Genomic DNA, 26,197 nt, shown 5'->3' on the forward strand with positions numbered 1-26,197 from the left:
GATGACCCTCGCCTGGATCGGCCTCGGCGCCAACCTTGGCGACGCGGCCGCGACCGTCGGCGCGGCGATTGCCGCGCTGGATGGCCTGCCGGGAACGCGCCTGCGACAGGCCTCGCGGCTCTATGCAACGCCGGCCTGGGGCAATGAAGACCAGCCGCCGTTCGTCAATGCCGTGGCTGCGGTCGAAACCACCTTGCCGGCCGATGAGTTGCTGCAGGCGATGCTGGCGCTGGAGCGGGGCTTTGGCCGCGTGCGCGATCCGGCGGTGCACTGGGGGCCGCGCGCGCTGGACCTGGACCTGCTGCTGTATGGCACGCAGGTCCTCGATCAGCCCGGTCTGCAGGTACCCCATCCCTACCTGCACGAGCGCGCCTTCGTGTTGGTGCCGCTGGCCGAAATCGCGCCTGATCTGGCCATTCCCGGTCATGGCAGCGTGCGGGATGCAGTGGTGCGGGTGGATGCCTGCGGGATTGCGCCGATAGGGTGATAATGACCGGGTTATCTCCCCCGGTTATCAGCACATGAGCACCCACGCAGACAGCAAGCCCTGGACCGTTCCCGCCCTGGCCGAGGCCAAGCGCAATGGCCAGAAGCTGGTCATGTTGACCGCCTACGACGCTGGCTTCGCCCGCACTTTCGACGCGAATGGCGTTGATCTGATCCTGATCGGCGATTCGCTGGGCATGGTCGTGCAGGGCCATGATTCGACCTTGCCGGTGACCGTGGCCGACATGGTCTACCACACCCGCGCCGTGGCCCGCGTACTGCAGCGAGCGCTGCTGGTGGCCGACCTGCCGTTCGGCGCCGACGCCACCCCGGAACGCGCGCTGGATGCATCGCTGCAGCTGCTGCAGGCCGGTGCCGAGATGGTCAAGATCGAAGGTGCCGGCTTCAAGGTCGACATCATCCGCTACCTGGTCGAGCGCGAGATTCCGGTCTGCGCGCACCTGGGCCTGACCCCGCAATCGGTGCTGCGCCTGGGCGGCTTCAAGATCCAGGGCCGCGGCGATGCTGCGCGCCAGCTGGTGGAGGATGCCAGGGCGGTGGCCGCCGCAGGCGCCAGCATCATGGTGCTCGAATGCGTGCCGACCCCCGTCGCCGCCGAAGTGACCGCTGCGGTGGATGTGCCGACCATCGGTATCGGTGCTGGCCCGCAGTGCGATGGCCAGGTGCTGGTGCTGCACGATTTCCTCGGCCTGGACAGTGGCCATCGCCGTCCCAAGTTCGTCAAGGATTTCCTTGCCGAAGGCGGCTCGGTGGCCGGTGCCACCCGCGCGTTTGCCGACGCCGTGCGCGATGGCAGCTTCCCCGACGAACAGCACGCCTACGCCCAATGATCCAGACCTTCAACGAGCTCGGCGCGCTGCGCGGGCAGATCGCCCAGTGGAAGCGCGAGGGCCTGCGCGTGGCGCTGGTGCCGACCATGGGCAACCTGCATGGGGGCCACCATTCGCTGGTGGCCCTGGCCCGCCAGTACGCCGACAAGGTGGTGGCGAGCATCTTCGTCAACCCGACCCAGTTCGGGCCGAACGAGGACTTCAGCCGCTACCCGCGCACGCCCGAGGCGGACGTGGCCGGGCTGGAGCAGGCAGGCTGCGATGCGGTGTGGCTGCCCAGCGTCGAGGCGATGTACCCGCTGGGCGTGGACAAGACCACGCGCATGCACGCGCCGGGCGTGAGTGAAGTGCTGGAAGGTGCCAGCCGTCCGGGGCACTTCGATGGCGTCTGCACGGTGGTGGCACGCCTGTTCCTGCAGGTGCAGCCGGACGTGGCCGTGTTCGGTCGCAAGGACTACCAGCAGCTGGCCGTGATCAAGCAGATGGTGGCCGAGCTGTCGTTCCCGGTCCAGATCGTCGGCGCCGAGATCGTGCGCGACGAGGACGGCCTGGCCAAGAGCTCGCGCAACCAGTACCTGAGCGCCGAACAGCGTCCGGTCGCGACCACCATCCACCGGACCCTGCTGGGCATGCGCGAAGGCTACGTGGCCGGGCAGGCACGTGAACGCATCGAGGCCGAGGCCACTGCCGCATTGCAGGCGGCCGGTTTCCAGGTTGACTACGCGGTGCTGCGCACTCCGGAGCTGGCCGAGCCGACCTTCGACGGCGGCGGCCGGGTGGCGCTGATCGCCGCACGGCTGGGTACCACCCGGCTGATCGACAACCTGGAGTTCTGAGTTCCGGCGGTGCCGCGCGATGCATGGGGTCAGATCCCTTTCCCAGGGGAAAAGGGATCCGACCCCGGTTTCACCGCCTACCTGAACAGGTTGCCGGCCGTAATGCCCCGCGCTGTGCGGGTGCTAGAATCCGCTCTTTCCTTTGCCGTTGCAGCGCCCCCCATGCACCTGTCCCTGCTCAAGACCAAGATCCACCGCGCCACCGTCACCCATTCCGAGCTGAACTACGAAGGCTCGATCGCCATCGACGACAACCTGCTGGCTGCCACGGGCATCCGCGAGTTCGAACAGGTGCATATCTGGGACGTGACCAACGGTGCGCGCTTCTCGACCTATGCCATCCGCGCCGAAGCCGGCAGCGGCGTTGTCTCGCTCAACGGTGGCGCCGCGCGCCACGTGCAGGTCGGCGACATCATCATCATCGCCGCGTTCGCCAGCATGACCGAGCAGGAAGCTGACAGCTTCAAGCCGAAGCTGGTGTACGTTGATGGCAACAACCAGATCACCCACACCAACGACACGATCCCGACCCAGGCCGCATGACAACGAACAACGGATTCGACTCGCTGCATTCCCACGCCCAGCGCCTGAAGGGCGCAAGCATTCCCAGCCTGCTCGCCGCCGAACCCGGCCGCGTGCAGGACCTGGCGCTGCGGGTCGGTCCGTTGTACGTCAACTTCGCCCGTCAGAAGTACGATGCCGCGGCGCTGCAGGCGTTGCTGGCGCTGGCTGCCGACCGTGATGTCGGCGGCGCCATCACCCGCCTGTTCCGCGGCGAGCAGGTCAATCTGACCGAAGGCCGCGCCGCGCTGCATACCGCGCTGCGTGGCGACGTGGTCGATGCGCCGGTGGCGGCCGAGGCCTATGCCACCGCGCGCGGCATCCGCCAGCGCATGGGCGTGCTGGTGCGCGCGCTGGAAGACAGTGGCGTGACCGATGTGGTCAGTGTCGGCATCGGGGGGTCCGACCTCGGCCCGCGCCTGGTCGCCGATGCGCTGCGCCCGGTCACCGGTGCGCGCCTGCGTGTGCATTTCGTGTCGAATGTGGACGGCGCCGCCATGCAGCGCACGTTGGCCACGCTGGATCCGGCGAAGACTGCCGGCATCCTGATCTCCAAGACCTTCGGTACCCAGGAAACCCTGCTCAACGGCCAGATCCTGCACGACTGGCTGGGCGGCAGCGAGCGCCTGTATGCGGTCAGCGCCAATCCGGAGCGCGCTGCCAAGGCCTTCGCGATCGCCGCCGATCGCGTGCTGCCGATGTGGGACTGGGTTGGTGGCCGTTATTCGCTGTGGTCGGCGGTTGGTTTCCCGATCGCGCTGGCGATCGGCTTCGAACGTTTTGAACAGCTGCTGGAAGGCGCCGCGCAGATGGATGCGCATGCGCTGGATGCACCGCTGGAGCGCAACCTGCCGGTGCTGCACGGCCTCACCGACATCTGGAACCGCAACCTGCTGGGCCATGCCACGCACGCGGTGATGACCTACGACCAGCGCCTGGCGCTGCTGCCGGCTTACCTGCAGCAGCTGGTGATGGAAAGCCTGGGCAAGCGCGTGCAGCGCGACGGCCAGCCGGTCACCGTCGACACCGTGCCGGTTTGGTGGGGCGGGGCAGGGACCGACGTGCAGCACAGCTTCTTCCAGGCGCTGCACCAGGGCACCAGCATCGTTCCGGCCGATTTCATCGGCTGCGTGCACAACGATGATCCCTACACGATCAATCACCAGGCCCTGCTGGCCAACCTGCTGGCGCAGACCGAAGCGCTGGCCAATGGCCAGGGCAGCGAAGATCCGCACCGCGACTACCCGGGAGGCCGGCCGAGTACGCTGATCCTGCTCGACGCGTTGACCCCGCAGGCGCTGGGTGCACTGATCGCCATGTACGAGCACGCTGTATACGTGCAGTCGGTGATCTGGAACATCAACGCCTTCGACCAGTTCGGTGTCGAGCTGGGCAAGCAGCTGGCCAGTGGCCTGTTGCCGGCGCTGCAGGGCGAGGATGTGGCGGTTGCCGATCCGATGACCCGCGAGATCCTGGCGCAGTTGAAGGGCTGATGCACGGGTAGTGCCGGCCGCTGGCCGGCATCCAGGCGATGCTTCAGTCGTTCACGAGGTTGCCGGCCAGCGGCCGGCACTACCGGTGCACGGCGTGGCGTCTCACCGGCTCGGATCGCGTTCCGGGCTGGGCCGCTTGGCCAGCTTGCGCTGCAGCGAGCGCCGGTGCATGCCGAGCAGGCGTGCGGCCGCTGACACGTTGCCGCCGGTCTCGTGCATTGCCTGCTGGATATGTTCCCACTGCAGGCGGCTGATCGGCGTCATTGCATCGGGCACTTCCATTTCGCCATCGTCGGCCGGGCCGTCGTCCTCCTCACCGAGGGCGCGCAGGATCATCGGCACCGTGGCCGGCTTCGGCAGGTAATCATCCGCGCCCAGCTTGATCGCCTCCACTGCGGTGGCGATGCTGGCATAGCCGGTCACCAGCAGGATGCGCATGTCCGCGCGCAGTGCGCGCAGCGGCTGGATCAGCGCCAGGCCGGAATCGCTGCCCAGCTTCAGGTCGATCAGCGCGAACGCCGGCGGATGCTGGCGGGCCAGTGCCAGGGCACTGGCGGCATCCTGTGCGGTCTGTGTTTCCAGGCCCTTGCGGGCCAGGCTGCGCTGCAGGGTACGCAGGTACAGCTCGTCGTCGTCGACCAGCAGACCAAGGGTTGAGGCGCTCATGGGGTTTCCTCGCGTGGGGCCAGCGGCAGGCGGAAGCCGACGCGGCTGCCGGCCCCCTGGGCCGGGCGCATCCACATCTCGCCGTCGAGGCGTTCGATGGTGGCATGGGACAGGGCCAGGCCGACGCCCATGCCCTCGCTCTTGCTGCTGCCGAACAGCTTGCCCGGCAGCACGGCGGCACGGGCGTCGAAACCATGGCCGTAGTCGCGTACTTCGCCGATCAGGTCGTCGCCCTCGATGCGCAGGTCCAGGTCCACGCGCGGCCGGCCGGCCTTCTCGCCGGCATCGGCGGCATTGTTGAGCAGGACCATCAGCAGATGGCCTACGCCCGGGTCGAGTGGCAGCCGCAGCGGCGCATCGTCGTTGCGATGCAGGTCGATGGTCGGCCGCACCAGGCGCCATTGCTCCAGCACCTGCTGGGCGCTGGAGTGGCTGCGACCCGGTGCATCGGCCGAAGCCGGGGCGGCCAGTGCCAGCACGCGCTCGCGGCACTGAACCAGCAGCTCGCGCAGGGTCTCCATGTCCTCGCGCACTTCCGGCTCTTCGCTGCGCTCGGCGACATCGTCGGCGAGCAGGGTCATGGTCGCCAGCGGCGTGTTCAGTTCATGTGCCACCGAGGCGGCATGGGTGGCCAGGGCGACGATGCCCTCGTTGCGGGCGAAGCGCTCACGCAGCGCCGACAGTTCCAGTTCGCGCTCCCGCAGGGCCAGTGCCAGGCGGGTGGAGAAGGCCAGCACCACTGTGGCGGAAATCAGGAAGTTGGCGACCACGCCCCAGCGATTGAGGTCCTGAGCGCGGAAGTAGCCGTCCGGCAGCGCCTGCCCGAAGATGCCGCTGGCGGCGTAGCCGAGCAGGCAGGCCAGCGCGACCGCCAGTGCCCAGCGCAGGGGCAGGGCGAACGCGGCCAGCGCGATCAGGATCAGGAACAGTGAACTGAACGGGTTGGCCATGCCGCCGCTCCAGCCCACCATCCAGGTCAGGATGATCACGTCCACCAGGATATGGCCGAATGCGGTCAGCGGCGCAGTGTCGGCCGCTTCCGGGCGCAGCTGGGTGTAGACGTTGAACAGGGCCAGCACCGCCACGCCGGCCCACAACGGCAGCTGCGGCAACGGCAGGCCCAGCACCCAGGTCGCGACCAGGATGGTGGCGGCCTGGCCGCCTACGGCAAGCCAGCGCAGGCTGCACAGGGTACGGAGAAACGGGGCGTCGGGACCGGTCATTCACGCTCATCGTATGCGTTCATGCGTGTACATGCCTGCGACAATCGGCCGCAGCCGTGCCGCAGGCTGAATGCGAGTCACCCCGAATGCGGGAGTGGGCGGTAGAATGCGCCCATGCACGACGCCGTCACCCGCCCGACTCCCCCCTCCGATGCCACCGCCTGGCCCCGTCGCCAGACCCATGCCGTCCAGATCGGCGGGGTCACCGTAGGCGGAGGCAAGCCGGTGGTGGTGCAGTCGATGACCAACACCGATACCTCCGACGTGGCCTCCAGCGTGAAGCAGGTGGCCGAGTTGTGGCGTGCCGGCTCGGAGATGGTGCGGTTGACCGTCAACACCGTGGAAGCCGCTGCGGCCATTCCGCGCATCGTCGACAAGCTGGCGATGATGGGTATCGATGTACCGCTGATCGGTGACTTCCACTACAACGGCCACCAGCTGCTCACCGCTGAACCGGCATGTGCGGAAGCGTTGGCCAAGTACCGCATCAACCCGGGCAATGTCGGCTTCGGCAAGAAGAAGGACCTGCAGTTCGCCCAGTTGATCGAGTTCGCGATCCGCTACAACAAGCCGGTGCGCATCGGTGCCAACTGGGGCTCGCTGGACCAGGCCCTGGCGGCCAGGCTGATGGACGAGAACAACCTGCGCGAGCAGCCCTGGGACGCCGGCCGCGTGCTGCGCGAGGCGCTGATCCGTTCGGCGCTGGATTCGGCCGAGCAGGCGGTGGAACTCGGCCTGCCGCGCGATCGCATCGTGCTGTCGGCCAAGGTCAGTGGCGTGCAGGAACTGATCGCGGTGTACCGCGACCTGGCCCAGCGCTCGGACTTCGCCCTGCACCTGGGCCTGACCGAAGCCGGTATCGGTAGCAAGGGCATCGTCGCCTCGTCGGCAGCGCTGAGCGTGCTGCTGCAGGAAGGCATCGGTGACACCATCCGCATCTCGCTGACCCCGGAGCCGGGCCAGTCGCGCACGCAGGAAGTGATCGTCGCCCAGGAACTGCTGCAGACCACCGGCCAGCGCGCCTTCACGCCGCTGGTCACGGCCTGCCCGGGCTGCGGCCGCACCACCTCCGAGTTCTTCCAGGAACTGGCCAAAGTGGTGCAGAACCACGTGCGCGAGAAGATGCCGCTGTGGAAGATCCACCACCCGGGTGCGGAGAACATGACCCTGGCGGTGATGGGCTGCATCGTCAACGGGCCGGGTGAGTCGCGCCATGCCAACATCGGCATCTCCCTGCCGGGCACGGGCGAGACGCCGGCGGCACCGGTATTCGTCGATGGCGAGAAGAAGGTGACCTTGCGTGGCGACAACATCGCCCAGGAGTTCGTCGCCCTGATCGACGATTACGTCGAACACAAATATGTCCGAAGCGCCGGATAAGCCTGCGATCCTCGCCGCACCGGAGTCGGCCTCCGGTTTCCGCCACTGGATGGCGCGCAATGCCTGGCGCCTGGTCCTGCTGTTCGGCGGCGTGCTGCTGCCGCTGGCCGGCTTCGTCGCCCTGGCGGACGAAGTGCACGAATTTGAATCGTTCCATTTCGATGCGCCGCTGCTGTGGCAGATGCATGGCCTGCATTCGCCATGGCTGGACCGCTTCTTCGTGCTCATCTCGAAACTGGGCTACGAGTGGTTCCTGATCCCTGCTGACGTGCTGATCATCGGTGCGCTGCTGGGCTACCGGCGCTGGCGCGAGGCGACCTTCGTCGCGGTCAGTTTCGTGGGATCGGCGTTGCTGAACATGGGCAGCAAGCACTTCTTCCAGCGCCAGCGCCCCAGCCTGTGGGAGTCGATTGCGCCGGAATCGACGTTCAGCTTCCCCAGCGGGCACGCCATGGGCTCGATGACCCTTGCCGCGACCCTGGTGCTGCTGGCCTGGAATACACGCTGGCGCTGGCCCGTACTGCTGCTGGCGCCCCCGTTCAGCCTGCTGGTGAGCGTCTCACGGGTCTATCTGGGCGTGCATTATCCCTCGGACATCCTGGCCGGATGGTGTGCCGCGCTGGTTTGGGTGGTAGGGTGCTATCTGGTCATGTTCAGTCGCCGGCATCCTTGGCGACGTCGGGATTCGCCGCCAGCGACGGCCAGCGAAGCATCATCACAGGGGGGTGACGTGGATGACCCTTCCGCGGCGTCTACGTAATAGATCAGTTGTTTCGTTGCAGCAGGTTCTGCAAGACAGGGGGCAAGCACAACGCGCGTTACTGTGATGCGCAAGGCAGAACGCCCGGATCGCGTCCCGAACGCGCTTGCAGGGGTATCGGCGTCCTGCCTAGCTTGACCTGCAATGGCCGCATTCGAAGAGGTACGTGAATGACGATTCGAGTCTACCTGGTGGATGACCATGCGCTGGTCCGCACCGGGATGAAGATGATCCTGTCGGGGGAGACCGACATCGAGGTGGTGGGCGAAGCCGAGACCGGTGAAGACGCACTGCGCGACGTCCGCCAGCTGCTGCCGGACGTGGTGCTGTGCGACCTGCACCTGCCCGGTGTGAGTGGCATGGAAGTGACCGAGCGCATCGTCCGCAGCCACCGCAACACCCGCGTGGTGATCGTGTCGGTGCTGGAAGACGGGCCGCTGCCGAAGCGCTTGCTGGAGGCGGGGGCCGCGGGCTACATCGGCAAGGGCTGCGATGCACAGGAGCTGCTGCGCGCGGTGCGCGATGTGGCCATGGGCCGTCGCTACCTGGGCACCAGCATCGCGCAGAACCTGGCCTTGTCGACGGTGGAGGGCAATGGTTCGCCGTTCGACAGCCTGTCGCCGCGAGAACTGGAAGTAGCATTGCTGCTGACCCAGGGCCTGCGCCAGGAAGACATCGCGCGGCGCCTGAGCCTGAGTGCCAAGACGGTGAACACGCACAAGGCGCGGTTGTTCGAGAAGATGGGGATCCACGACAACATCGCGCTGGCGCGCATGGCCAGCCAGTACGGGCTGGTGGATCCGGCGCGGCCGTTGTAAGGGTTTCGGTCTTCCGTAGAGCCGAGCCCATGCTCGGCTGCTCTCCATTCCGCTGGAGTGGAGCCGAGCGTGGGCTCGGCTCTACAGCTGCGTTCGGCTCAGTGGCCGCGAACGCGCTGGATGATCTTCGCGGCGTCGGCGGCGCTGGCGCGCACCTTGTCCCATTCGCCGTCGGCGATCCAGTTGCCCGGTACCATCCACGAACCGCCGATGCAGACCACGTTCTTCTGCTCAAGGTACTCGGCGGCGGTGTTCTCGGTGATGCCGCCGGTCGGGCACAGCTTCAGGTCCGCCACCGGGCCGGCCAGTCCCTTGATCATCGCCAGCCCGCCCACGGCCGTGGCCGGGAACAGCTTGCACACGCGGAAGCCGCGGGCGTAGAGCGACAGCAGCTCGGTCGGCGTCGCCGCACCTGGCACCACCGGCAGTGGCACAGCGGCAAGCGCATCAGCCAGCGCCGGCGGCGTACCCGGCGTCACCAGGAAGTCCGCACCCGCATCGATCGACTGCTGCATCTGCTCCACGGTCAGCACCGTGCCTGCACCCACCACCACATCGGGCAGCTCGCGCTTGAGCATTGCCAGCGCTTCCATCGCCACCGGCGTGCGCAGCGTCAGCTCGATCGCCGGCAGACCACCTTCCAGCAGCGCCGCACTCACCGCGCGGGCCTGGTCCAGCGTATGAATCGTCACCACCGGCAGGATGCCCGCCGCATGCAACAGCTCCGCCGCCTTCACCTGATGTTGTTCGATACCCATGCTTTTGCCCTTGCCTTTGCTCTTCTTGATTCAGTGGCCGCAGCGCAAATGACGCGCCGGGAATTGTCCAAGGGCAGTAGAGCGCCCTGGCCGGGACCGTGAGCGGCATGGATGCCGCGATCGAGCCCCCATGGATGGGTTTACGGCGTGTCCCGGCCAGGGCGCTCTACTGCCCAAGCCGGGAAGCCTGCCGCGGCTTTTCGCGTCAGGCGTCTTTCGCCTCGTGCGGTGCCGCCGCAGCCGCCGCATCGTGCCCCAGCTCGTACTCCGCGTCGTAGTCCCACGGCCCGCCATCGGCCGCCGCCGGCCCGCACGAAATCGAAATCGCGCCCTGATCGGCCGGGCCCACCACGCGACGGTTGATCGCGAACAGGTTGCGGCCCAGGTCATGCGCGGCCGGCGCGGTGTTCGGCGCCAGCGGACGTGCTGCCCATTCCGCCGCGTCCACCAGCACTTCCAGCGTGCCGGCCTCGCCGTCGAGGCGGATCATATCGCCCTCGCGGACCTTGGCCAGCGGGCCACCGCGCGCCGCTTCCGGCGTCACATGGATGGCCGCTGGGATCTTGCCCGACGCACCGGACAGGCGGCCGTCGGTGACCAGCGCCACGCGCCGGCCCTGGTTCTGCAGCAGGCCCAGCAGCGGTGCCAGCGAATGCAGTTCGGGCATGCCGTTGGCACGCGGACCCTGGTAACGCACCACCGCCACGAAGTCCTGCGGCAGCAGGCCACCGGCGTGCAGCTTGTTCAATACCTGCGGTGCATCGACCACCACCGCCGGTGCTTCGATCGTCCGGTACTGCGGTTTCACCGCCGACAGCTTGATCAGCGACTTGCCGAGGTTGCCGCGCAGCAGGCGCAGGCCACCCTGGTGCTCGAACGGATTGTCGACCCCACGCACCACTTCGTCATCGGCACTGTGTTCCAGGCCCGGCAGGTAGACCAGCCGGCCGTCACGCAGCTGCGGCTCGCGCGCATAGTCGGCCATGCCGCCACGCGCGACGCTGACCAGGTCGCCGTGCATCAGGCCCGCCTTGATCAGCTCGCCGAACACGAAGGCCGGGCCGCCAGCGGCCGCGAAACGGTTCACGTCGGCCTCGCCGTTCGGATAGACACGGGCCAGCAGCGGAATCAGCTGCGACAGTTCGTCGAAGTCGTCCCAGGTCAGCACGATGCCGGCCGCACGCGCCACCGCGATCCAGTGGATGGTGTGGTTGGTCGAACCACCAGTGGCCATCAGCGCGATGACCGCATTGATGATCGCGCGCTCGTCGATGATCCGGCCCAGCGGGCGGAAGTCGTCGCCCAGTGCGGTGATGTCCAGCGCGCGTTCGGTTGCCTCGCGGGTCAGGGCGTCGCGCAGCGGCGTGCCCGGATTGACGAACGAGGCGCCCGGCAACTGCACGCCCATGGCTTCCAGCAGCACCTGGTTGGAGTTGGCCGTGCCGTAGAAGGTGCAGGTGCCCGCACCGTGGTACGACGCGGACTCGGCTTCCAGCAGCTCTTCGCGGGTGGCCTCACCGGCGGCGTAGCGCTCGCGCACTTCGGCCTTCTGCTTGTTCGGGATGCCCGGGGTCATCGGGCCGGCGGGTACGAACACCGCCGGCAGATGGCCGAAGGCCAGCGCACCGATCAGCAGGCCCGGCACGATCTTGTCGCACACGCCGAGGTAGACGGTGGTATCGAACATGTCATGGCTGAGGCCGATGGCCGTGGCCTGGGCAATGACATCGCGCGAGAACAGCGACAGCTCCATGCCACCACGGCCCTGGGTGACACCGTCGCACATTGCAGGGACGCCGCCGGCGACCTGTGCGGTGGCGCCCAGCTCGCGGGCGATGTCGCGGATCTGTTCGGGATAGGTCTCGAACGGCTGGTGGGCCGACAGCATGTCGTTGTAGGCGGTGATGATGCCCAGGTTCGGCGTCACGCCGCCGCGCAGGCGGCTCTTGTCGGTGCCGCCGCAGGCGGCGAACCCGTGGGCGAGGTTGCCGCAACTCAGGCGGCTGCGGAACGGGCCCTCACGCAGGGAGGCATCGATCGCGGCCAGATAGGCGGCGCGCGAGGCGGCGCTGCGGCGGATGACGCGCTCAGTGATGGCTTGCAGTTGAGGATGGAGGCTCATTGGCTACCGGCGTTCGTGGTGGCGAGAGGCAAGCGGCGGCACGGCGCCGCCGCCGACATCAATCAGCCCAGTGGACGCGCAGGCGCGCGCCTTCCAGGTTGATCGCATTGAGGATCGGATACTGCTGGGCATCGTTGCTGTCCAGCGCCTGGCGCAGTACCTGCAGCTTCTGCTTGCCGCGCAGCAGCAACAGGCGCTGGCGGCACTGGCGCAGGCCGTGCGGGGTCAGCGTGATGCGCAGCGGCCACTGGTTCGCGCCTGGGCAGCCAGTGGCATCCAGCGCGGCGTAGGGCAGGGTGCTTTCCAGTGCGCGTGCGAGGTCTTTCGAGCCCGGGAACAGCGAGGCGGTGTGCCCGTCGTTGCCCATGCCCAGCGCTACCAGGCTCGGCGGCTGGCTGTGCTGCGCCTGCAGGTTGGCGGTGTACACGCATTCGGGCAGTGGCTTGCCGATCCGTACCAGCGGATCGAAGTGGGCGCCCTCGGTACGCTTGAGCAGGTGCTCGCGCACCAGCCAGGCGTTGCTGTCGCGATCCTGCGGCGACAGCCAGCGCTCGTCGGCCAGGCTCACTTCAACCCGGTCCCAGTGCACGTCCAGTTCGGCCAGCGCCTGGTAGACCGGGGCCGGCGTGGTGCCGCCGGACAGCAGGATGCGGGCGCGGCCCACTTCATTGATGTCGTGGTTGAGGGTGCGTGCCATCTCAGCGGACACCGCTTCGATCCAGCCGTCGGCGTCGCCGTGCTGGATGAACTCGATGCGATCGTCGTGGAAGCTGGGGTTCATGCGGCAACTCCTGGTGCGTCACGTTCGGCGTCGGTGGCATAGGCGGCGGCGCCCAGCAATCCGGCGTGGGGATGCATCACTGCCAATGAGGGCACGCGCGCCATGATCGAGGAGAAGCGGCCCTTGTGTTCGAAGCGCTGGCGGAAACCGGAGTGCTGCAGCGAATCGAGCATCTTCGGGGTCAGGCCGCCGGTCAGGAACACGCCATCCCAGGCGCCCTGGGTGAGCACCAGGTCACCGGCGATGGCGCCGAACACGGCGCAGAACACGTCCACGGTGCGCATTGCCTGCGGATCACCGTGCAGGGCGCGGGCGGTCACGTCCACCGGCTGCAGCTGGCCCGGGTCGATACCGGCCATCTCGCACACGGCGCGGTGGATGTTGACCAGGCCGGGGCCACAGATCAGGCGCTCGTTGGAGACGCGGCCGAACTGTTCGGACAGGATCTCGAGGATGCGGATCTCTTCCGGGGTTCCCGGCGGGAAACTGACATGGCCGCCTTCGGTTTCCAGCGGGTAGCAGCGGCCGTGGCGCATGATCAGGCCGCCCACGCCGAGGCCGGTACCCGGCCCGATCACTGCGTAGTTGCGCGGCTGGCCCGGCTTGCCCGGTACCCAGGCGGCACCGCCGACCTGGACCACGTCCTCGGGCTGCAGCAGCGAGATCGCCATCGCCTGTGCGGCAAAGTCGTTGATCAGGTGCAGTTCGTCGAAACCGAGCATCGCTGCGGTGCGGCTGCGCGAGATCACCCACGGATGGTTGGTGATGCGTGCTTCATCACCATCAACGCGACCGGCCACTGCGAACACGCCGCGGCTTGCGGTGGCACCGATCTGTTCCAGATGGTGGCGCGCGGCATCACCCAGCGAAGGGAACTCCGTCACCGCGTACTCGCGGATGCTGTCCTTCTGCAGAGGTGCGTCCTGCGAGGTGTCAGCCAGGGCGAAGCGGGCATTGGTGCCACCGATGTCGGCCACCAGCACCGGCTGCGAACTGGCCCTCATGCCGACGCTCCACTGTCCGGTGCGTCCACGCCCTGCGGCAGGAACTCGCCGGCATTGCTCGGGCCCCATTGGCCGGCGGGGTAGGGTTCCAGCGGCAGCTTGGCGTCCTTCCAGGCGTCGGCCACGCTGTCGATCCAGGCCCACGCTGCACGCACTTCGTCGTCGCGTACGAACAGCGTGTGATTGCCATTGAAGGCGTCCAGGAACAGGCGCTCGTAAGCGATGCGGCGATGCAGGCCGGTTGGCACCGACAGTTCCAGTTCCAGCGGATGCAGTTCCAGCGCGCCCCATTCCGGGCCGGCCAGGCTGCTCATCAGGCCCAGTTCGATGTTTTCCTGCGGCTGCAGCTGGAACACCAGGCGGTTCGGTGCGGCCTGCGCGCGCTGCGGGCGCTCGAACAGCCAATGGGTGACCGGCTTCAGCGTGACCACCACGCGGGTGGTGCGCTCGGGCAGGCGCTTGCCGGTGACCAGATGGAACGGCACGCCGCTCCAGCGCCAGTTGTCGATATGCGCGGTGACACCGGCGAAGGTTTCCACGTCGCTGCCTTCCGGCGGCTGGTAAGCCTGCGCCGGCTGGCCGTTGATGGTGCCGGCGGTGTAGCGGCCGCGGATGCTGTCACGCGCGGCGTGCTTCGCGTCGAGCGGGCGAAGGGCGCGCAGCACCTTGACCTTCTCGTCGCGGATGCGGTCGGCCTCCAGCGACGCCGGCGGCTCCATCGCCACCATGCACAGCAGCTGCAGGATGTGGCTCTGCACCATGTCGCGCAGCGCGCCGGAGCGGGCATAGTAGGCGTCACGGCCATCCACGCCTTCGCTCTCGGCCACCAGGATGTGCACCGATTCGATGTAGTTGCGGTTCCACACCGCTTCCAGCAGCGTATTGCCGAAGCGCAGCGCGATCAGGTTCTGCACTGCCGCCTTGCCCAGGTAGTGGTCGAGGCGGAACACGCGGTCCTCGTCGATCCACTGGCCGATGGTGCTGATGATTTCCTCGGCGCTCTGGCTGTCGCTGCCGATCGGCTTCTCCAGCATCAGGCGTGCCGGCGCGGCGAGGGCGCCGCCCTTGGCCAGGCCTTCGCAGGTGGAAATGTACAGGCCCGGCGGAATGGCGAGGTAGCTGACGCACTTGCGGTGCACCAGGTCGGAGACCGCAGCGGCAACCGAGTCGACGTCGCGCAGGTCCACCGAACGGTAGTCGATGCGGCGCAGCAGGGCAGCGATGTCGTCCTGCGTGGCCATCGGCATGGCCTGCTGCAGGCGCGGCCGCAGGATGTCATGGAAGGCTTCGGTGTCATGCCCGGACAGGGCCAGTGCGCGGATGCGGAAGTCCTCCGGCAGCAGGCCGTCGCCAAGCAGGCGAAGCAGCGAAGGGAACAGGTAGCGCTGGGCCAGATCACCTGTGGCACCGAACAGGAAGAGGGTGTCGTGCATCGCTCGAGTTTCAGATCCGGGTGACATCGTTGTCAATCGCTTCATGGCTGGGTTCGGGGGACATCCGCGCAACTGCCTGTCCGAGGTTCGTCAGGGGCGATCTCCGGGGTAGCGGGAGACCGTTCCATTCGAAACCACTGCCCCGGCGGAAGCTTCGTTCCACCGCCGACGCAGATCGGTGCGCACCGATCATCGGATAGTGCCACGTGAAAACGTTTACATGGCAGAATGGGCAACTGTATTCGATTGCAGTGCTCGCCGTCATGCCGCAAGCGCGCAATCATCACTGCCATCGGGAGGGCCGAGGCAGTCCCAAAAGACAGCCCGGCTTCGGGCGGACCGGATAGGTGATATGGCAAAAGTGCAGTTGCAGGGTGTGCGCAAGGTCTATGACAACGGCCAGGTCGCGGTGAAGGACGCCAGCTTCGAGGTCGCCGATGGCGAGCTGATGGTGCTGGTCGGTCCGTCCGGCTGTGGCAAGTCGACCCTGTTGCGGATGGTGGCGGGCCTGGAAGAGATCAGCGGCGGCACGCTGACCATCGGTGATCGCGTGGTCAACGACGTGGCGCCGAAGGATCGCGACATCGCCATGGTGTTCCAGAGCTACGCGTTGTACCCGCACATGACCGTGGCCGAGAACCTGGCCTTCGGCCTGAAGCTGCGCGGGCATGACAAGGCGACCATCGACAAGCGCATCGCCGAAGCGGCGCAGACGCTGGGCCTGACCGAGATGATGGACAAGCTGCCCAAGGCGATGTCCGGTGGCCAGCGTCAGCGCGTGGCACTGGGCCGGGCGCTGGTGCGCGAGCCGGCGGTGTTCCTGCTCGACGAGCCGCTGTCCAACCTCGACGCCAAGCTGCGGCACAGCGTGCGTACCGAGATCGCGCAGCTGCACCGCAAGCTGGGCACCACCATGATCTACGTGACGCACGACCAGGTCGAAGCGATGACCCTGGGCCAGCGCATCGTGGTGCTGAAGGACGGCATCATCCAGCAGATCGATACGCCGATGGCGCTGTACGATCGCCCGGCCAACCTGTTCGTGGCCGGTTTCCTCGGCAGCCCGGCGATGAACGTGCTGCGTGGCACGCTGCAGGGCGATGCCGGCGGCGTGAGCGTGATCGACGGCGAATGGCGTGCACCGCTGGGCCAGGCCACGATCGATCCGGCATGGCTGCAGAAACCGATCGCGGTGGGCGTGCGCCCGGAGCACCTGCAACCGGCTGCTGCCGATGATGCGCACGCGTTCATCGCGCGCATTGAGGGCATCGAACCGGTCGGCAACGAGATCTTCGTCAACCTCAGCAGTGGCCAGCATGCGCTGACCATGCGCGTGGCACCGCAGTCGCTGCCAGCAGTGGGCGAGCAGATCCGCGTGGCGATCCATCCGCAGGGACTGCACTTCTTCAACCCGGAAACCGGCGAGCGCCTCTGACGCTGTAGAGCCGAGCCCACGCTCGGCTGCTTCGTTGCGGTGCGGACCAACGGTCCGCACCCACCATGGCGGCGGTAGCGCCGGGCCGTGCCCGGCGTGAACCTCAGCGCGCCAATCCATCCAGTAGCGGCACACGCTGCGCCACCGCACCACCCACCTGCAGGTCGGCGTCACTGGCTTCCAGCGGCAGCACCGCCAGCGCCAGGTTGCCGGCCACGCTGGCGACCGTGCCCAGCGTCGCGCCGTCCTGCAGCACGCCATCGCCGGCCTGTGCCGGTGCCGCGGTATGCAGCAGCTGCACCGCGCGCTTGGCCTTGCCGAGGAAATGGGTGCGGGCGACGATTTCCTGGCCCGGGTAGCAGCCTTTCTTCACGCTGTAGCCATTCAGGCGGTCCAGGCCCAGCTGCTGCGGGGTCCACACTTCGCGCTGGCTTTCGTCCAAGCGCGGCAATCCGTAGCGCAGGTCGGCCTGGCGCCAGGCGAGGGCGAAGGCGGCTTCATCGATTTCGCTGCCGGATGCAACGGCATCCGTCGCCCCGATGCGCAGGGTCCGCGGCAAGGCGTCGCTGCCCAGGTCCAGCTCCCAACCGTCACCTGCGGTCTGCGCAATCGCGGCGACACTGGCGGCCTCGGGTGCGGTGAACGCGCCGGCCACCGCCAGATCGCTGCGCACCTGCACCTTCACCTTTCGGCGGAACACGAAGCGCTGCAGTTGCGACGCAATCGCATCGGCATCGCCGTCGGCCAGCACCAGCATCACGTGATCGTCGGCCAGCCGGAGCAGCTGGAACACTGCCAGGGTGCGGCCCTTGGCACTCAGCCAGGTGCTCCACTGCCAGTGCAGCAGGGGCAGCGCGGTGACGTCGCTGCTGAACTGGGCGTGGGCGAAGGTGGCCGCATCCGGGCCCTGCAGGCTCAGCAGCTGGTGGCCGGGCAGGCGCGGATATCCGACGAAAGCAGGGGGCAGGTTGTCAGGCACGTGAACGAGGTCTAAAATTTGTGCGTTGCGAGACCGAACATGATAGGCCAAACAACCCCCACTCCCGACGACGAATCTGAAGCCCCGCTGGTCCCCGCGGCACCCGTGCCCGTGGAACAGGAAAAAGCAGAGGAATTCGGCGGCCGCGGCGGACTTGATCCGGTGCGGTATGGCGATTGGGAGAAAAACGGACGCTGCATCGATTTCTGATCAGCATTGAGCCAACGCGGCCGCGTGCCGCCCAGCCGAGACAACGAGCCCAGCGAATGGCGACCAGACAACGCCCACTTTCCCCGCACCTTCAGGTGTATCGCTGGCAGATTCAGATGGCCACCTCGATCCTGCATCGAGCCACCGGCATCTTTCTGTCTGTTGGTGCCCTCATCATCGCTGCCGGCCTGCTGGCCCTGATGATGGGGCCCGAGTCCTGGAACTGCTTCACCGGCCATGCCGGGGCCTGGTATGGCCGCGTGTTCCTGTTCGCGTGGACATGGTCGTTCGCCTATCACCTGTGCAATGGCATCCGCCATGTGGTGCAGGACTTCGCCATCGGCTTCAGCATCCCTGCCTTCATCCGCAGCAGCTGGCTGTCGGTCATCGGCAGCCTGGTGATCACCCTGCTGGTGTGGGCCTATGTGATGTTCGGAGGTGCCGCGTGAGCAAGTTCCGTACCCCGCTGAAGAACGTGCGCGGCCTGGGCTCGGCCAAGACCGGCACCGAGCACTTCGTGCACCAGCGCCTGACCGCCGCCGCGCTGGTGGTGCTGGGCATCTGGTTCCTGGTCTTCGTGCTGGGCCTGCTGGGCTCGGATTACGCGACCGCCGCCGCCGCCGTGGCCAAGCCGTGGAATGCAGTGCCGTTGATCGGCCTGCTGATCGCCATGTTCTGGCACGCGCAGCTCGGCATGCAGGTCGTGCTGGAAGACTACATCCACGAATCGCTGCTGGCCCTGGTGCTGCAGACCGCGGTGAAGTTCGTCGCCGTGCTCGGCATGATCGTCAGTGTGTTTGCGGTGGGCCGCATCGCCCTCGGCGTTGCCTGAGCCCAGGCACCTACACAGGAATCCAGATTAGATGTCCGCTTACAAGATCACCGAACACAAGTACGACATGGTCGTGGTCGGCGCCGGCGGTGCCGGCCTGCGCGCCACGTTCGGCCTGGCCGCCAAGGGCCTGCAGACCGTGTGCCTGACCAAGGTCTTCCCGACCCGTTCGCACACCGTTGCCGCCCAGGGCGGTATTTCGGCCGCACTCGGCAACATGGGCGAGGACGACTGGCGCTACCACTTCTTCGACACCATCAAGGGGTCGGACTGGCTGGGCGACCAGGACGCCATCGAGTACATGTGCCGTGAGGCCATCCCGGCCATCATCGAACTGGAACACTACGGCGTGCCGTTCTCGCGCACCGCCGAAGGCAAGATCTACCAGCGTCCGTTCGGTGGCATGACCACCAAGTACGGCGAAGGCCCGGCGGCGCAGCGTACCTGCGCGGCGGCCGACCGTACCGGCCACGCGATGCTGCATACCCTGTACCAGCAGTCGCTGAAGCACGATGCGCGCTTCATGATCGAGTACTTCGCGCTCGACCTGATCTTCGACGACGAAGGCGCCTGCCGCGGCGTGCTGGCCCTGGACATGTCCGATGGCACGCTGCACCTGTTCCGCGCCCAGGGCGTGGTGCTGGCCACCGGCGGCTACGGCCGTGCCTACTTCAGCGCCACCTCGGCGCACACCTGCACCGGCGACGGTGGCGGCCTGGCCATGCGTGCCGGCATCGCCATGCAGGACATGGAGTTCGTGCAGTTCCACCCGACCGGCATCTACGGCGCCGGCTGCCTGATCACCGAGGGTGTCCGCGGTGAAGGCGGCATCCTGCGCAACAGCAGCGGCGAGCGCTTCATGGAGCGCTATGCACCGCACTACAAGGATCTGGCCTCGCGCGACGTGGTCAGCCGTTCGATGACCATCGAGATCCGCGAAGGCCGCGGCGTCGGCGAGCACAAGGACCACATCCTGCTCGACCTGACCCACCTCGGCCCGGGCGTGATCGACGAGAAGCTGCCGGGCATCGCCGAGAGCGCCCGCATCTTCGCCGGCGTCGACGTGCACAAGCAGCCGATCCCGGTCATTCCGACCGTGCACTACAACATGGGCGGCATCCCGACCAACTACCACGGTGAAGTGGTGCAGAAGGTCGGCGACAACGACAACGCCGTGGTGCCGGGCCTGTACGCCATCGGCGAAGCGGCCTGCGTGTCCGTGCACGGCGCCAACCGCCTGGGCTCGAACTCGCTGCTCGACCTGGTGGTGTTCGGCCGTGCGGTGGCCAACCGCTGCGCCGAGACCATCAAGCCGGGTGCCGCGCACAAGCCGCTGCCGGCCGATGCCTGCGACAAGGCGCTGGGCCTGCTGGACAAGCTGCGCCACGCCAACGGCGATACCCCGACCTCGGTCATCCGCGATCGCATGCAGCGCACCATGCAGGCCGACGCGGCCGTCTTCCGCACCAGCCAGACGCTGAAGGAAGGCTGCGAGAAGATGGACAAGATCTTCGACTCGTTCCAGGACGTGAAGGTCTCCGACCGTTCGCTGGTCTGGAACTCGGACCTGATCGAGACCTACGAGCTGAACAACCTGCTGCTCAACGCGGTGGCGACGATCAACTCGGCCGAACAGCGCAAGGAAAGCCGTGGTGCGCATGCGCACGAGGACTATCCGGACCGCGACGACGTCAACTGGCAGAAGCACACCCTGGTCAGCGTCGACGAGAAGGGCAAGTGCAGCTTCGACTACCGTCCGGTGCACATGTACACGTTGACCGACGACGTGTCCGTGGTGCCGCCGAAGCCGCGCGTGTACTGATCCGACCCCGCCTACCATGCAATCCGCGCCCACGGGCGCGGGCCGCCTGAGCCAACGAGAGCAGCCATGGCCGAGTTTTCACTCCCCAAGAATTCCAAGATCACGAAGGGCAAGCACTTCCCCGTCAAGAACGGCGGCAAGAATGTGCGCACCTTCAAGATCTACCGCTGGAGTCCGGACGACGACAGCAACCCGCGCACCGATACCTATGAAGTCGATCTGGACGCCTGTGGCCCGATGGTCCTGGACGCCCTGATCAAGATCAAGAACGAGATCGACCCGACCCTGACCTTCCGCCGTTCCTGCCGCGAAGGTATCTGTGGTTCGTGCGCGATGAACATCGACGGCACCAACACCCTGGCCTGCACCCGAGCCATCTCGGACTGCGGCAAGAAGGAAGTGCCGATCTACCCGCTGCCGCACATGAACGTGGTCAAGGATCTGGTTCCGGACCTGACCCACTTCTACGCGCAGTACGCCTCGATCAAGCCGTGGATCCGCACCCAGACCCCGGCACCGCCGGACCGCGAGCGCCTGCAGTCGCCGGAAGACCGCAAGAAGCTCGACGGCCTGTACGAGTGCATCCTGTGCGCCTGCTGCTCGACCAGCTGCCCGAGCTACTGGTGGAACGGCGAGCGTTACCTGGGCCCGGCAATCCTGCTGCAGGCCTACCGCTGGATCATCGACTCGCGCGATGAGGACACCGGTGCGCGCCTGGACGATCTGGAAGATCCGTTCAAGCTGTACCGCTGCCATACCATCATGAACTGCGCCCGGACCTGCCCGAAGGGCCTGAACCCGGCGCTGGCGATCGCCGAGATCAAGAAGCTGATGATGGAGCGCCGCGCCTGATACAGGCCTGGCAGTACCCGGTGGAGCCACGTCACGCGAGGCTGCGCCACTCAGTAGAGCCACGCCATGCGTGGCTTTGCTGTATCTGGAGAAGCACGATGGAAGACGATGTCCTGCTGAAGAAGCTGCGCTGGCGCTGCCGCCGCGGCATGCGCGAACTGGACCAGCTGTTCGGCCGCTACCTGGACCGTGAGTGGAGCACTGCACCGACCGGAGAGCGCGAGGTTTTCCTGTTCCTGCTCGACTGCGAGGACGATAAGTTGTGGCGCTGGTTCATGGGCTATGAGGCCTGCCCGCATGCGCACGCGATCCCCCTCATGCAGAAGATCCTCGCCCTCAAGCCTTGAGTGGCGCCCCTCGCGGCTGCAGGCCGCCGCCCAGTTGGCGGTGCTGCTGGCCTCCCCCTGGTTGTTGCGCGCCTCGGATCTGCCTGCGCGGCTGCTGATGCCCGCGCTGCTGCTGGCCTGGGGCGTCGGCTTGGCCGAACTGGCCTGGCGCCAGCGCAGGCCGCGCGTGCAGGTGCTTCTGCCTCCGCTTCCCGAGGCATTGCAGGTGGCCGGACGGGACGTCGATACGCCACGGCTGGTGGTGCGTGGCCCATGGTTGTTGTTGCTGTGGCGTGAGGATCGGCGCCGCCGGCGCCTGCTGTTCTGGCCGGATGTGCTCGATTCAGGGCAGCGACGTGAACTGCGACTGGCCGTGGCCACACGCAGCGTTTCCCGTCGGCCCCGGTCAATGGCACCATAAGCTGAATTGACCGGCGTGCCTGCATGTTCAAACCCATTCCCGTGGCCATCGGCCTGCGCTACCTGCGCGCCAAGCGCCGCAACGGCTTCATTTCCTTCATCTCGATGGCATCGATCCTGGGCATCGCGCTCGGCGTTACGGTGCTGATCACCACCCTGGCGGTGATGAGCGGTTTCCAGAAGGAAATCCGCAGCCGCCTGCTGCAGATGACCGCCCATACCACCATCAGCCGCGACGGCGAGCCGATGCCGGACTGGATGCGGGTGGTTGATGTTGCCCGCAAGGATCCGCGCGTGGCGGGTGCCGCGCCGTACATCGAGATCCAGTCGATGATCAGCGGCCCGCGCGTGCAGGGCGCGATCATCCAGGGCATCGATCCGGCGCTGGAGCCGAACGTCTCGGTGATCGACAGGAAGGTCACCAAGGGCAGCTATGACAGCCTCAAGCCGGGCAGCTTCAACCTGCTGCTGGGCAAGGAGCTGGCGATCTGGCTGGGCGTGGACGTTGGCGACCAGGTGCTGGTGACCTTTGCCGAAGTGCAGGGCACGCCGGCCGGTGCGGTGCCACGGATGAAGCGCTTCACCGTCAGCGGCATCTTCGAGGCCGGGTACAACGAGGTCGATCGCGGCGTCGGCTTCGCCAACATGCAGGACCTCGAGCGTGTTCTGCGCAGTGACGGCGCCACCGGCGTGCGGCTGAAACTGCACGACATGGACCGTTCGCTGGAAGTGGGCGTGGACCTGGCGCAGAGCCTCGGCGGTGCCTACCGCGTGAGTGACTGGACGCAGCAGAACGCCAACCTCTACCACTCGCTGCGCATGGAGAAGGTGGTGATGGGCATCCTGCTGTCGCTGATCATCGCCATGGGGGCCTTCAACCTGGTGTCCTCGCAGGTGATGCTGGTGACCGACAAGCAGGCCGACATTGCCATCCTGCGCACCCTGGGCCTGACCCCGGGCGGGGTGATGCAGGTGTTCATGGTGCAGGGCTCGTTGATCGGCATCTTCGGCACGCTGGCCGGCCTGATCGGTGGCATCACCCTGACCCTCAACCTGGAGCGCATCCTCGGCGCCATCGAGAGCGTGTTCAACGTCAAGCTGCTGCCGGAGGATGTCTATTACATCACCGGCCTGCCGACCGACATGCAGACCGGCGACGTGGTGGCGATCACCGTGGTCGCGCTGCTGATGAGCTTCCTGGCCACCCTGTATCCCGCCTGGCGGGCAGCACGCACCCAGCCGGCGGAGGCCCTGCGTTATGAATAAGGTCGTCAACCGCGGCGATGAAGTGATCCGCGCCGAAGCGCTGGGCAAGACCTATGCCGAAGGACGCATGCAGACCCCGGTGTTCGATGGGCTGGACCTGACCGTGACTGCTGGCGAGACGGTGGCGATCATCGGTGCCTCCGGTGCCGGCAAGAGCACGCTGCTGCACCTGCTGGGCGGCCTGGACATTCCGACTGCCGGCGAAGTGTATGTGACCGGCCAGCGCATGTCGGCGCTGTCGGATACCGCGCGCGGCCTGCTGCGCAACCAGGCGCTGGGCTTCGTCTACCAGTTCCATCACCTGCTGCCGGAGTTCACCGCGCTGGAGAACGTGATGATGCCGGTGCTGCTGGCCGGCACCGCCGTGGCCGAGGCGAGCAGCCGGGCCACCACGCTGCTGGAAGCGGTCGGCCTCGGCCATCGCCTGGACCACAAGCCGGGCGAGCTGTCCGGCGGCGAACGCCAACGTGCCGCAGTGGCGCGCGCGCTGGTCAATCATCCGGCCTGCGTACTCGGCGACGAGCCGACCGGTAACCTGGATGACCGCACCGCCGGCACCGTGTTCGAGCTGATGCTGGAACTCAACCGCGCGCGTCATACCAGCCTGGTGCTGGTGACCCACGACCGCAGCCTGGCACGGCGCCTGGACCGGGTGCTGGAGCTGCGCGAAGGGCGCCTGCACGCACTGGCCCACGCCGACGTCTGAGCGCTGGGACCGCTTTGGTAGAGGCCGGCCTTGGGTGGCTGCTCCTGCAGGGCAAGCGCCAACCAAGGTTGGCGTCTACCGTGGTCCGGCCAGTAGCCGCCGACCGGCGGCTGAATGGGGCGCGAGCCGTCGCGCCGGCGTTGCCAGCCCGGGCGCATGATGGCGACAGTTCCCCGAGGAGATCGCCATGAAGACCCCGATCCTGATGGCTGGGCTCTGCCTGGCACTGGCCGCCTGTGCGACCACCGGCCGGCTCAGCAGTACCGAGAAACTGGATCTGTACCGTGCCCACGCCGGCGCGCCGCAGAATGACATGCAGTTCTTTGGCAGCCTCAATGGCTGGACCGAGCTGGGCGACAGTGCGCTGGCGGTGTGGACCCGTCCCAGCGAAGCCTATCTGCTGGAGTTGAATGGCCCCTGCCAGGACCTGCCATATGCGACCGCCATCGGCCTGACCAGCAGCATGGGCCGCGTGTCGTCGCGCTTCGACAAGGTGCTGGTGCGCGACCCCACCGGCGGCCCGCGCCTGCCGTGCTTCATCAACAGCATCCGCAAGCTGGACGTGAAGGCCCTGCGTGCGTCCGAACAGGAGCTGCGACAGGCGCAGGTGCAGGAGCGCGAGGAATCCGGGAAATAAACGGGTAGCGCCGGGCCATGCCCGGCGGATGCCTGGACGCCGGGCATGGCCCGGCGCTACCGGCAGGTCAGGCTTCCGGAACGAAGCCAGCCGGCTTCTCTGCGTCCTTCTCGAACAGGAACTTGACCAGTTCGCCTTCAAGGAACGCACGATGTTCCGGCGTGCGCGGCGACAGCCGGTTCTCGTTGATCAGCATGGTCTGGTGGGCCAGCCACGCGGCCCAGGCCTGCTTGCCGATGTTGTTGAAGATGCGCTGGCCCAGCTCGCCGGGGTAGGGCACGAAGTCCAGGCCCTCGGCATCGCGTTGTTCGTACTGGCAGAAGACGGTTCGGGGCATGGCACTCACTCGTGGTTGCGGGGTTTGCTGGAATTTCGTTTCGGCGTCTTGATCGTGGCGCCGTCGAGCAGTTTGCGGATCGGTGCCGGCAGGCCCAATGCGGGTAGCTCGTCGTTGGCGACCCAGCGCAGCGTGGGTTCTTCCACGCGCAGGCCGCGCACCTTCCGTGACAATACCTGCAGGTGCAGCCTGTAGTGGCTGAAGGTGTGCTGCAGCACCGGCAGTTCCTCCGCATCTTCCAGCGAGCCGTCGACATGTGCGTCGAACCAGTCCTGCAGGTCGCTGCCGGTCTCGGCCTGCGGCAGCGTCCACAGCTGCGCCCAGATGCCGGTGTCCGGCCGCTTCTGCAGCAGCACGCGCTGCTGGGCGTCGCGCAGCAGCAGTGCAACTGCTTCGCGTTCGGGCAGGGTCTTGCTGGGCTTGGGCGTGGGCAGTTCAGCGGTGCGGCCTTCGCGCCGCGCCACGCATGCGTCCTGCAGCGGGCAGATCACGCAGGCCGGCTTGGCCCGGCTGCATACCGTCGCGCCCAGGTCCATCTGCGCCTGGGTGTAATCGGCCATGCGCCCGGCCGGCACCTGCGCGACGTGCGCCTCGGCAATCGCCCACAGTTGTTTCTCGATGGCCGGCAGGCCGGGAAAGCCGTCGATGCCGTGGTAGCGGCTGAGCACGCGCTTGACGTTGCCGTCGAGAATCGCGAACCGCTCGTTCCAGGCCTGGCTGAGGATCGCACCGGCGGTGCTGCGGCCGATGCCGGGCAGGGCATGCAATGCATCGAAGTCGCGCGGCAGGTCGCCGTCGTGCAGTTCCACGCAGCGCTTTGCCGCGGCATGCAGATTGCGTGCACGGGCGTAGTAGCCGAGCCCGGCCCACTGCGCCATCACTGCGTCATTGCTGGCGGCAGCGAGGTCGGGCAGGGTCGGGAAGTGCTGCAGGAACCGCTGGAAGTACGGGATGACCGTAGCCACCTGGGTCTGCTGCAGCATGATTTCCGACAGCCAGACCCGATGGGGGCTGCGCGGGTGCTGCCAGGGCAGGTCATGGCGACCGTGGTCGTCGAACCAGTGCAGCAGGCGGGCGACGAAGTCGTCTTCCTGGGTAGTGTCGGCGCTTGCGTGCGGCTGGCGGGGCATGAGTGTTCCGGAAGGAGGCAGCCACCCATGGGGTGGCTCTGATTCGCCCTGGTGGAGCCACCCATGGGTGGCT

At 67.2% G+C, this 26,197-nt stretch carries 29 protein-coding genes; 19 read left to right on the forward strand and 10 right to left on the reverse strand.

Annotated features, from left to right (window positions below):
• The first annotated feature begins 1 nt into the window (after position 1).
• The 5 genes from folK to pgi all read left to right on the forward strand — a co-directional run bounded on the left by folK (position 2) and on the right by pgi (position 4,227).
• Positions 2–487 (forward strand): 2-amino-4-hydroxy-6-hydroxymethyldihydropteridine diphosphokinase, encoded by a 486-nt coding sequence (folK, locus tag ACZ75I_RS07645; protein WP_061480291.1) that lies wholly within the window; start codon positions 2–4, stop codon positions 485–487.
• Between the two features lie 34 nt (positions 488–521).
• Positions 522–1,337, forward strand: coding sequence for a 3-methyl-2-oxobutanoate hydroxymethyltransferase (panB, locus tag ACZ75I_RS07650; protein ID WP_014646749.1), 816 nt, complete (start codon positions 522–524; stop codon positions 1,335–1,337).
• Entirely contained in the window at positions 1,334–2,173 is an 840-nt protein-coding gene (gene panC / locus ACZ75I_RS07655; protein WP_061480289.1) for a pantoate--beta-alanine ligase, read from the forward strand. The genes panB and panC overlap by 4 nt, the downstream gene beginning before the upstream one ends.
• 162 nt (positions 2,174–2,335) lie before the next feature.
• Positions 2,336–2,716 carry an aspartate 1-decarboxylase gene (gene panD / locus ACZ75I_RS07660; protein ID WP_006432456.1) on the forward strand — a complete coding sequence of 127 codons (381 nt, stop codon included), beginning with the start codon at positions 2,336–2,338 and terminating at the stop codon, positions 2,714–2,716.
• Entirely contained in the window at positions 2,713–4,227 is a 1,515-nt protein-coding gene (gene pgi / locus ACZ75I_RS07665) for a glucose-6-phosphate isomerase (protein ID WP_049439728.1), read from the forward strand. The genes panD and pgi overlap by 4 nt, the downstream gene beginning before the upstream one ends.
• Before the next feature lie 102 nt (positions 4,228–4,329).
• Here pgi and ACZ75I_RS07670 read toward each other — a convergent pair whose 3' ends face one another.
• Together ACZ75I_RS07670 and ACZ75I_RS07675 are read right to left on the reverse strand one after the other, a co-directional pair.
• A complete protein-coding gene (locus ACZ75I_RS07670; protein WP_005409063.1) occupies positions 4,330–4,893 on the reverse strand; it encodes a response regulator transcription factor in 564 nt (187 codons plus the stop codon).
• A complete protein-coding gene (locus ACZ75I_RS07675; RefSeq protein WP_049414674.1) occupies positions 4,890–6,116 on the reverse strand; it encodes an ATP-binding protein in 1,227 nt (408 codons plus the stop codon). The genes ACZ75I_RS07670 and ACZ75I_RS07675 overlap by 4 nt, the downstream gene beginning before the upstream one ends.
• Positions 6,117–6,230: 114 nt before the next feature.
• Here ACZ75I_RS07675 and ispG point away from each other — a divergent pair, with 114 nt between their 5' ends.
• The 3 genes from ispG (at position 6,231) to ACZ75I_RS07690 (ending at position 9,074) form a co-directional block, all read left to right on the forward strand.
• Positions 6,231–7,496, forward strand: a complete 1,266-nt coding sequence (ispG, locus tag ACZ75I_RS07680; RefSeq protein WP_049423521.1) for a flavodoxin-dependent (E)-4-hydroxy-3-methylbut-2-enyl-diphosphate synthase — start codon at positions 6,231–6,233, stop codon at positions 7,494–7,496.
• A complete protein-coding gene (locus tag ACZ75I_RS07685) occupies positions 7,477–8,256 on the forward strand; it encodes a phosphatase PAP2 family protein (protein WP_061480287.1) in 780 nt (259 codons plus the stop codon). Before ispG ends, ACZ75I_RS07685 begins: the two co-directional genes overlap by 20 nt.
• 170 nt (positions 8,257–8,426) lie before the next feature.
• Positions 8,427–9,074, forward strand: a complete 648-nt coding sequence (locus tag ACZ75I_RS07690; RefSeq protein ID WP_005416124.1) for a response regulator — start codon at positions 8,427–8,429, stop codon at positions 9,072–9,074.
• Positions 9,075–9,172: 98 nt separating this feature from the next.
• Here the strand turns inward: ACZ75I_RS07690 and ACZ75I_RS07695 are convergent, their stop codons facing one another.
• The 5 genes from ACZ75I_RS07695 to zwf form a co-directional block, all read right to left on the reverse strand.
• Positions 9,173–9,832 carry a bifunctional 4-hydroxy-2-oxoglutarate aldolase/2-dehydro-3-deoxy-phosphogluconate aldolase gene (locus tag ACZ75I_RS07695; protein WP_472958908.1) on the reverse strand — a complete coding sequence of 220 codons (660 nt, stop codon included), beginning with the start codon at positions 9,830–9,832 and terminating at the stop codon, positions 9,173–9,175.
• A 205-nt stretch (positions 9,833–10,037) separates the two neighbouring features.
• Positions 10,038–11,954: a phosphogluconate dehydratase gene (edd, locus tag ACZ75I_RS07700; RefSeq protein WP_061480284.1), complete on the reverse strand. Its 1,917-nt coding sequence runs from the start codon at positions 11,952–11,954 to the stop codon at positions 10,038–10,040.
• Between the two features lie 58 nt (positions 11,955–12,012).
• Positions 12,013–12,735, reverse strand: coding sequence for a 6-phosphogluconolactonase (gene pgl / locus ACZ75I_RS07705; protein WP_472958909.1), 723 nt, complete (start codon positions 12,733–12,735; stop codon positions 12,013–12,015).
• Complete coding sequence (glk, locus tag ACZ75I_RS07710) at positions 12,732–13,739, reverse strand: glucokinase (RefSeq protein WP_061480283.1); 1,008 nt, start codon at positions 13,737–13,739, stop codon at positions 12,732–12,734. The genes pgl and glk overlap by 4 nt, the downstream gene beginning before the upstream one ends.
• Complete coding sequence (zwf, locus tag ACZ75I_RS07715; protein ID WP_061480282.1) at positions 13,736–15,172, reverse strand: glucose-6-phosphate dehydrogenase; 1,437 nt, start codon at positions 15,170–15,172, stop codon at positions 13,736–13,738. The genes glk and zwf overlap by 4 nt, the downstream gene beginning before the upstream one ends.
• 352 nt (positions 15,173–15,524) lie before the next feature.
• On the opposite strand from zwf, the gene ACZ75I_RS07720 reads away from it, so the two are divergent.
• The gene (locus tag ACZ75I_RS07720; protein WP_346477122.1) at positions 15,525–16,607 is read left to right on the forward strand and encodes an ABC transporter ATP-binding protein; all 1,083 of its coding nucleotides are present in this window, start codon (positions 15,525–15,527) and stop codon (positions 16,605–16,607) included.
• A 103-nt stretch (positions 16,608–16,710) separates the two neighbouring features.
• Here ACZ75I_RS07720 and ygfZ read toward each other — a convergent pair whose 3' ends face one another.
• Positions 16,711–17,586 carry a CAF17-like 4Fe-4S cluster assembly/insertion protein YgfZ gene (gene ygfZ, locus ACZ75I_RS07725; protein ID WP_472958910.1) on the reverse strand — a complete coding sequence of 292 codons (876 nt, stop codon included), beginning with the start codon at positions 17,584–17,586 and terminating at the stop codon, positions 16,711–16,713.
• 39 nt (positions 17,587–17,625) lie between these two features.
• Between ygfZ and ACZ75I_RS07730 the strand changes: the two genes are divergently transcribed.
• The 10 genes from ACZ75I_RS07730 to ACZ75I_RS07775 all read left to right on the forward strand — a co-directional run bounded on the left by ACZ75I_RS07730 (position 17,626) and on the right by ACZ75I_RS07775 (position 24,657).
• On the forward strand, positions 17,626–17,796 hold the full coding sequence (locus ACZ75I_RS07730) for a DUF1674 domain-containing protein (RefSeq protein WP_005409075.1): 171 nt from the start codon (positions 17,626–17,628) through the stop codon (positions 17,794–17,796).
• A 56-nt stretch (positions 17,797–17,852) separates the two neighbouring features.
• Positions 17,853–18,245, forward strand: a complete 393-nt coding sequence (sdhC, locus tag ACZ75I_RS07735; RefSeq protein WP_005416132.1) for a succinate dehydrogenase, cytochrome b556 subunit — start codon at positions 17,853–17,855, stop codon at positions 18,243–18,245.
• Complete coding sequence (gene sdhD / locus ACZ75I_RS07740) at positions 18,242–18,628, forward strand: succinate dehydrogenase, hydrophobic membrane anchor protein (protein WP_005409077.1); 387 nt, start codon at positions 18,242–18,244, stop codon at positions 18,626–18,628. Before sdhC ends, sdhD begins: the two co-directional genes overlap by 4 nt.
• Before the next feature lie 31 nt (positions 18,629–18,659).
• Entirely contained in the window at positions 18,660–20,450 is a 1,791-nt protein-coding gene (gene sdhA / locus ACZ75I_RS07745; protein WP_014036803.1) for a succinate dehydrogenase flavoprotein subunit, read from the forward strand.
• 66 nt (positions 20,451–20,516) lie between these two features.
• Positions 20,517–21,302, forward strand: coding sequence for a succinate dehydrogenase iron-sulfur subunit (locus ACZ75I_RS07750; RefSeq protein WP_005409079.1), 786 nt, complete (start codon positions 20,517–20,519; stop codon positions 21,300–21,302).
• 98 nt (positions 21,303–21,400) lie between these two features.
• Positions 21,401–21,649, forward strand: coding sequence for an FAD assembly factor SdhE (locus ACZ75I_RS07755; protein ID WP_049413478.1), 249 nt, complete (start codon positions 21,401–21,403; stop codon positions 21,647–21,649).
• Positions 21,600–22,049 (forward strand): hypothetical protein, encoded by a 450-nt coding sequence (locus tag ACZ75I_RS07760; protein WP_061480279.1) that lies wholly within the window; start codon positions 21,600–21,602, stop codon positions 22,047–22,049. Before ACZ75I_RS07755 ends, ACZ75I_RS07760 begins: the two co-directional genes overlap by 50 nt.
• A 23-nt stretch (positions 22,050–22,072) precedes the next feature.
• Positions 22,073–23,314 carry a lipoprotein-releasing ABC transporter permease subunit gene (locus ACZ75I_RS07765; protein WP_005416136.1) on the forward strand — a complete coding sequence of 414 codons (1,242 nt, stop codon included), beginning with the start codon at positions 22,073–22,075 and terminating at the stop codon, positions 23,312–23,314.
• Positions 23,307–24,020, forward strand: coding sequence for a lipoprotein-releasing ABC transporter ATP-binding protein LolD (lolD, locus tag ACZ75I_RS07770; RefSeq protein ID WP_032954095.1), 714 nt, complete (start codon positions 23,307–23,309; stop codon positions 24,018–24,020). Before ACZ75I_RS07765 ends, lolD begins: the two co-directional genes overlap by 8 nt.
• 187 nt (positions 24,021–24,207) lie before the next feature.
• Positions 24,208–24,657, forward strand: coding sequence for a DUF6491 family protein (locus ACZ75I_RS07775; protein WP_053500546.1), 450 nt, complete (start codon positions 24,208–24,210; stop codon positions 24,655–24,657).
• Positions 24,658–24,724: 67 nt separating this feature from the next.
• On the opposite strand, the gene ACZ75I_RS07780 is transcribed toward ACZ75I_RS07775, so the two are convergent.
• Both ACZ75I_RS07780 and mutY read right to left on the reverse strand, forming a co-directional pair.
• Positions 24,725–24,994, reverse strand: coding sequence for an oxidative damage protection protein (locus ACZ75I_RS07780; RefSeq protein ID WP_019661206.1), 270 nt, complete (start codon positions 24,992–24,994; stop codon positions 24,725–24,727).
• 5 nt (positions 24,995–24,999) lie between these two features.
• On the reverse strand, positions 25,000–26,124 hold the full coding sequence (gene mutY, locus ACZ75I_RS07785; RefSeq protein WP_180870311.1) for an A/G-specific adenine glycosylase: 1,125 nt from the start codon (positions 26,122–26,124) through the stop codon (positions 25,000–25,002).
• Positions 26,125–26,197: the final 73 nt, after the last annotated feature.

It is taken from the genome of Stenotrophomonas sp. X, assembly GCF_055721025.1.

Bases quoted from the DNA above. Each gene is read 5' to 3' on its own strand.
- panB (WP_014646749.1), top strand. From the start codon at position 522: ATGAGCACCCACGCAGACAGCAAGCCCTGGACCGTTCCCGCCCTGGCC.
- ACZ75I_RS07775 (WP_053500546.1), top strand. From the start codon at position 24,208: ATGAAGACCCCGATCCTGATGGCTGGGCTCTGCCTGGCACTGGCCGCC.
- sdhA (WP_014036803.1), top strand. From the start codon at position 18,660: ATGTCCGCTTACAAGATCACCGAACACAAGTACGACATGGTCGTGGTC.
- ACZ75I_RS07750 (WP_005409079.1), top strand. From the start codon at position 20,517: ATGGCCGAGTTTTCACTCCCCAAGAATTCCAAGATCACGAAGGGCAAG.
- panD (WP_006432456.1), top strand. From the start codon at position 2,336: ATGCACCTGTCCCTGCTCAAGACCAAGATCCACCGCGCCACCGTCACC.
- ACZ75I_RS07685 (WP_061480287.1), top strand. From the start codon at position 7,477: ATGTCCGAAGCGCCGGATAAGCCTGCGATCCTCGCCGCACCGGAGTCG.
- pgi (WP_049439728.1), top strand. From the start codon at position 2,713: ATGACAACGAACAACGGATTCGACTCGCTGCATTCCCACGCCCAGCGC.
- ACZ75I_RS07760 (WP_061480279.1), top strand. From the start codon at position 21,600: ATGCGCACGCGATCCCCCTCATGCAGAAGATCCTCGCCCTCAAGCCTT.
- ACZ75I_RS07690 (WP_005416124.1), top strand. From the start codon at position 8,427: ATGACGATTCGAGTCTACCTGGTGGATGACCATGCGCTGGTCCGCACC.
- mutY (WP_180870311.1), bottom strand. From the start codon at position 26,124: ATGCCCCGCCAGCCGCACGCAAGCGCCGACACTACCCAGGAAGACGAC.
- ACZ75I_RS07730 (WP_005409075.1), top strand. From the start codon at position 17,626: ATGATAGGCCAAACAACCCCCACTCCCGACGACGAATCTGAAGCCCCG.
- ACZ75I_RS07780 (WP_019661206.1), bottom strand. From the start codon at position 24,994: ATGCCCCGAACCGTCTTCTGCCAGTACGAACAACGCGATGCCGAGGGC.
- folK (WP_061480291.1), top strand. From the start codon at position 2: ATGACCCTCGCCTGGATCGGCCTCGGCGCCAACCTTGGCGACGCGGCC.
- lolD (WP_032954095.1), top strand. From the start codon at position 23,307: ATGAATAAGGTCGTCAACCGCGGCGATGAAGTGATCCGCGCCGAAGCG.
- sdhC (WP_005416132.1), top strand. From the start codon at position 17,853: ATGGCGACCAGACAACGCCCACTTTCCCCGCACCTTCAGGTGTATCGC.
- zwf (WP_061480282.1), bottom strand. From the start codon at position 15,172: ATGCACGACACCCTCTTCCTGTTCGGTGCCACAGGTGATCTGGCCCAG.
- pgl (WP_472958909.1), bottom strand. From the start codon at position 12,735: ATGAACCCCAGCTTCCACGACGATCGCATCGAGTTCATCCAGCACGGC.
- edd (WP_061480284.1), bottom strand. From the start codon at position 11,954: ATGAGCCTCCATCCTCAACTGCAAGCCATCACTGAGCGCGTCATCCGC.
- ACZ75I_RS07755 (WP_049413478.1), top strand. From the start codon at position 21,401: ATGGAAGACGATGTCCTGCTGAAGAAGCTGCGCTGGCGCTGCCGCCGC.
- ACZ75I_RS07765 (WP_005416136.1), top strand. From the start codon at position 22,073: ATGTTCAAACCCATTCCCGTGGCCATCGGCCTGCGCTACCTGCGCGCC.
- ACZ75I_RS07675 (WP_049414674.1), bottom strand. From the start codon at position 6,116: ATGACCGGTCCCGACGCCCCGTTTCTCCGTACCCTGTGCAGCCTGCGC.
- ACZ75I_RS07670 (WP_005409063.1), bottom strand. From the start codon at position 4,893: ATGAGCGCCTCAACCCTTGGTCTGCTGGTCGACGACGACGAGCTGTAC.
- ACZ75I_RS07695 (WP_472958908.1), bottom strand. From the start codon at position 9,832: ATGGGTATCGAACAACATCAGGTGAAGGCGGCGGAGCTGTTGCATGCG.
- glk (WP_061480283.1), bottom strand. From the start codon at position 13,739: ATGAGGGCCAGTTCGCAGCCGGTGCTGGTGGCCGACATCGGTGGCACC.
- ispG (WP_049423521.1), top strand. From the start codon at position 6,231: ATGCACGACGCCGTCACCCGCCCGACTCCCCCCTCCGATGCCACCGCC.
- ACZ75I_RS07720 (WP_346477122.1), top strand. From the start codon at position 15,525: ATGGCAAAAGTGCAGTTGCAGGGTGTGCGCAAGGTCTATGACAACGGC.
- panC (WP_061480289.1), top strand. From the start codon at position 1,334: ATGATCCAGACCTTCAACGAGCTCGGCGCGCTGCGCGGGCAGATCGCC.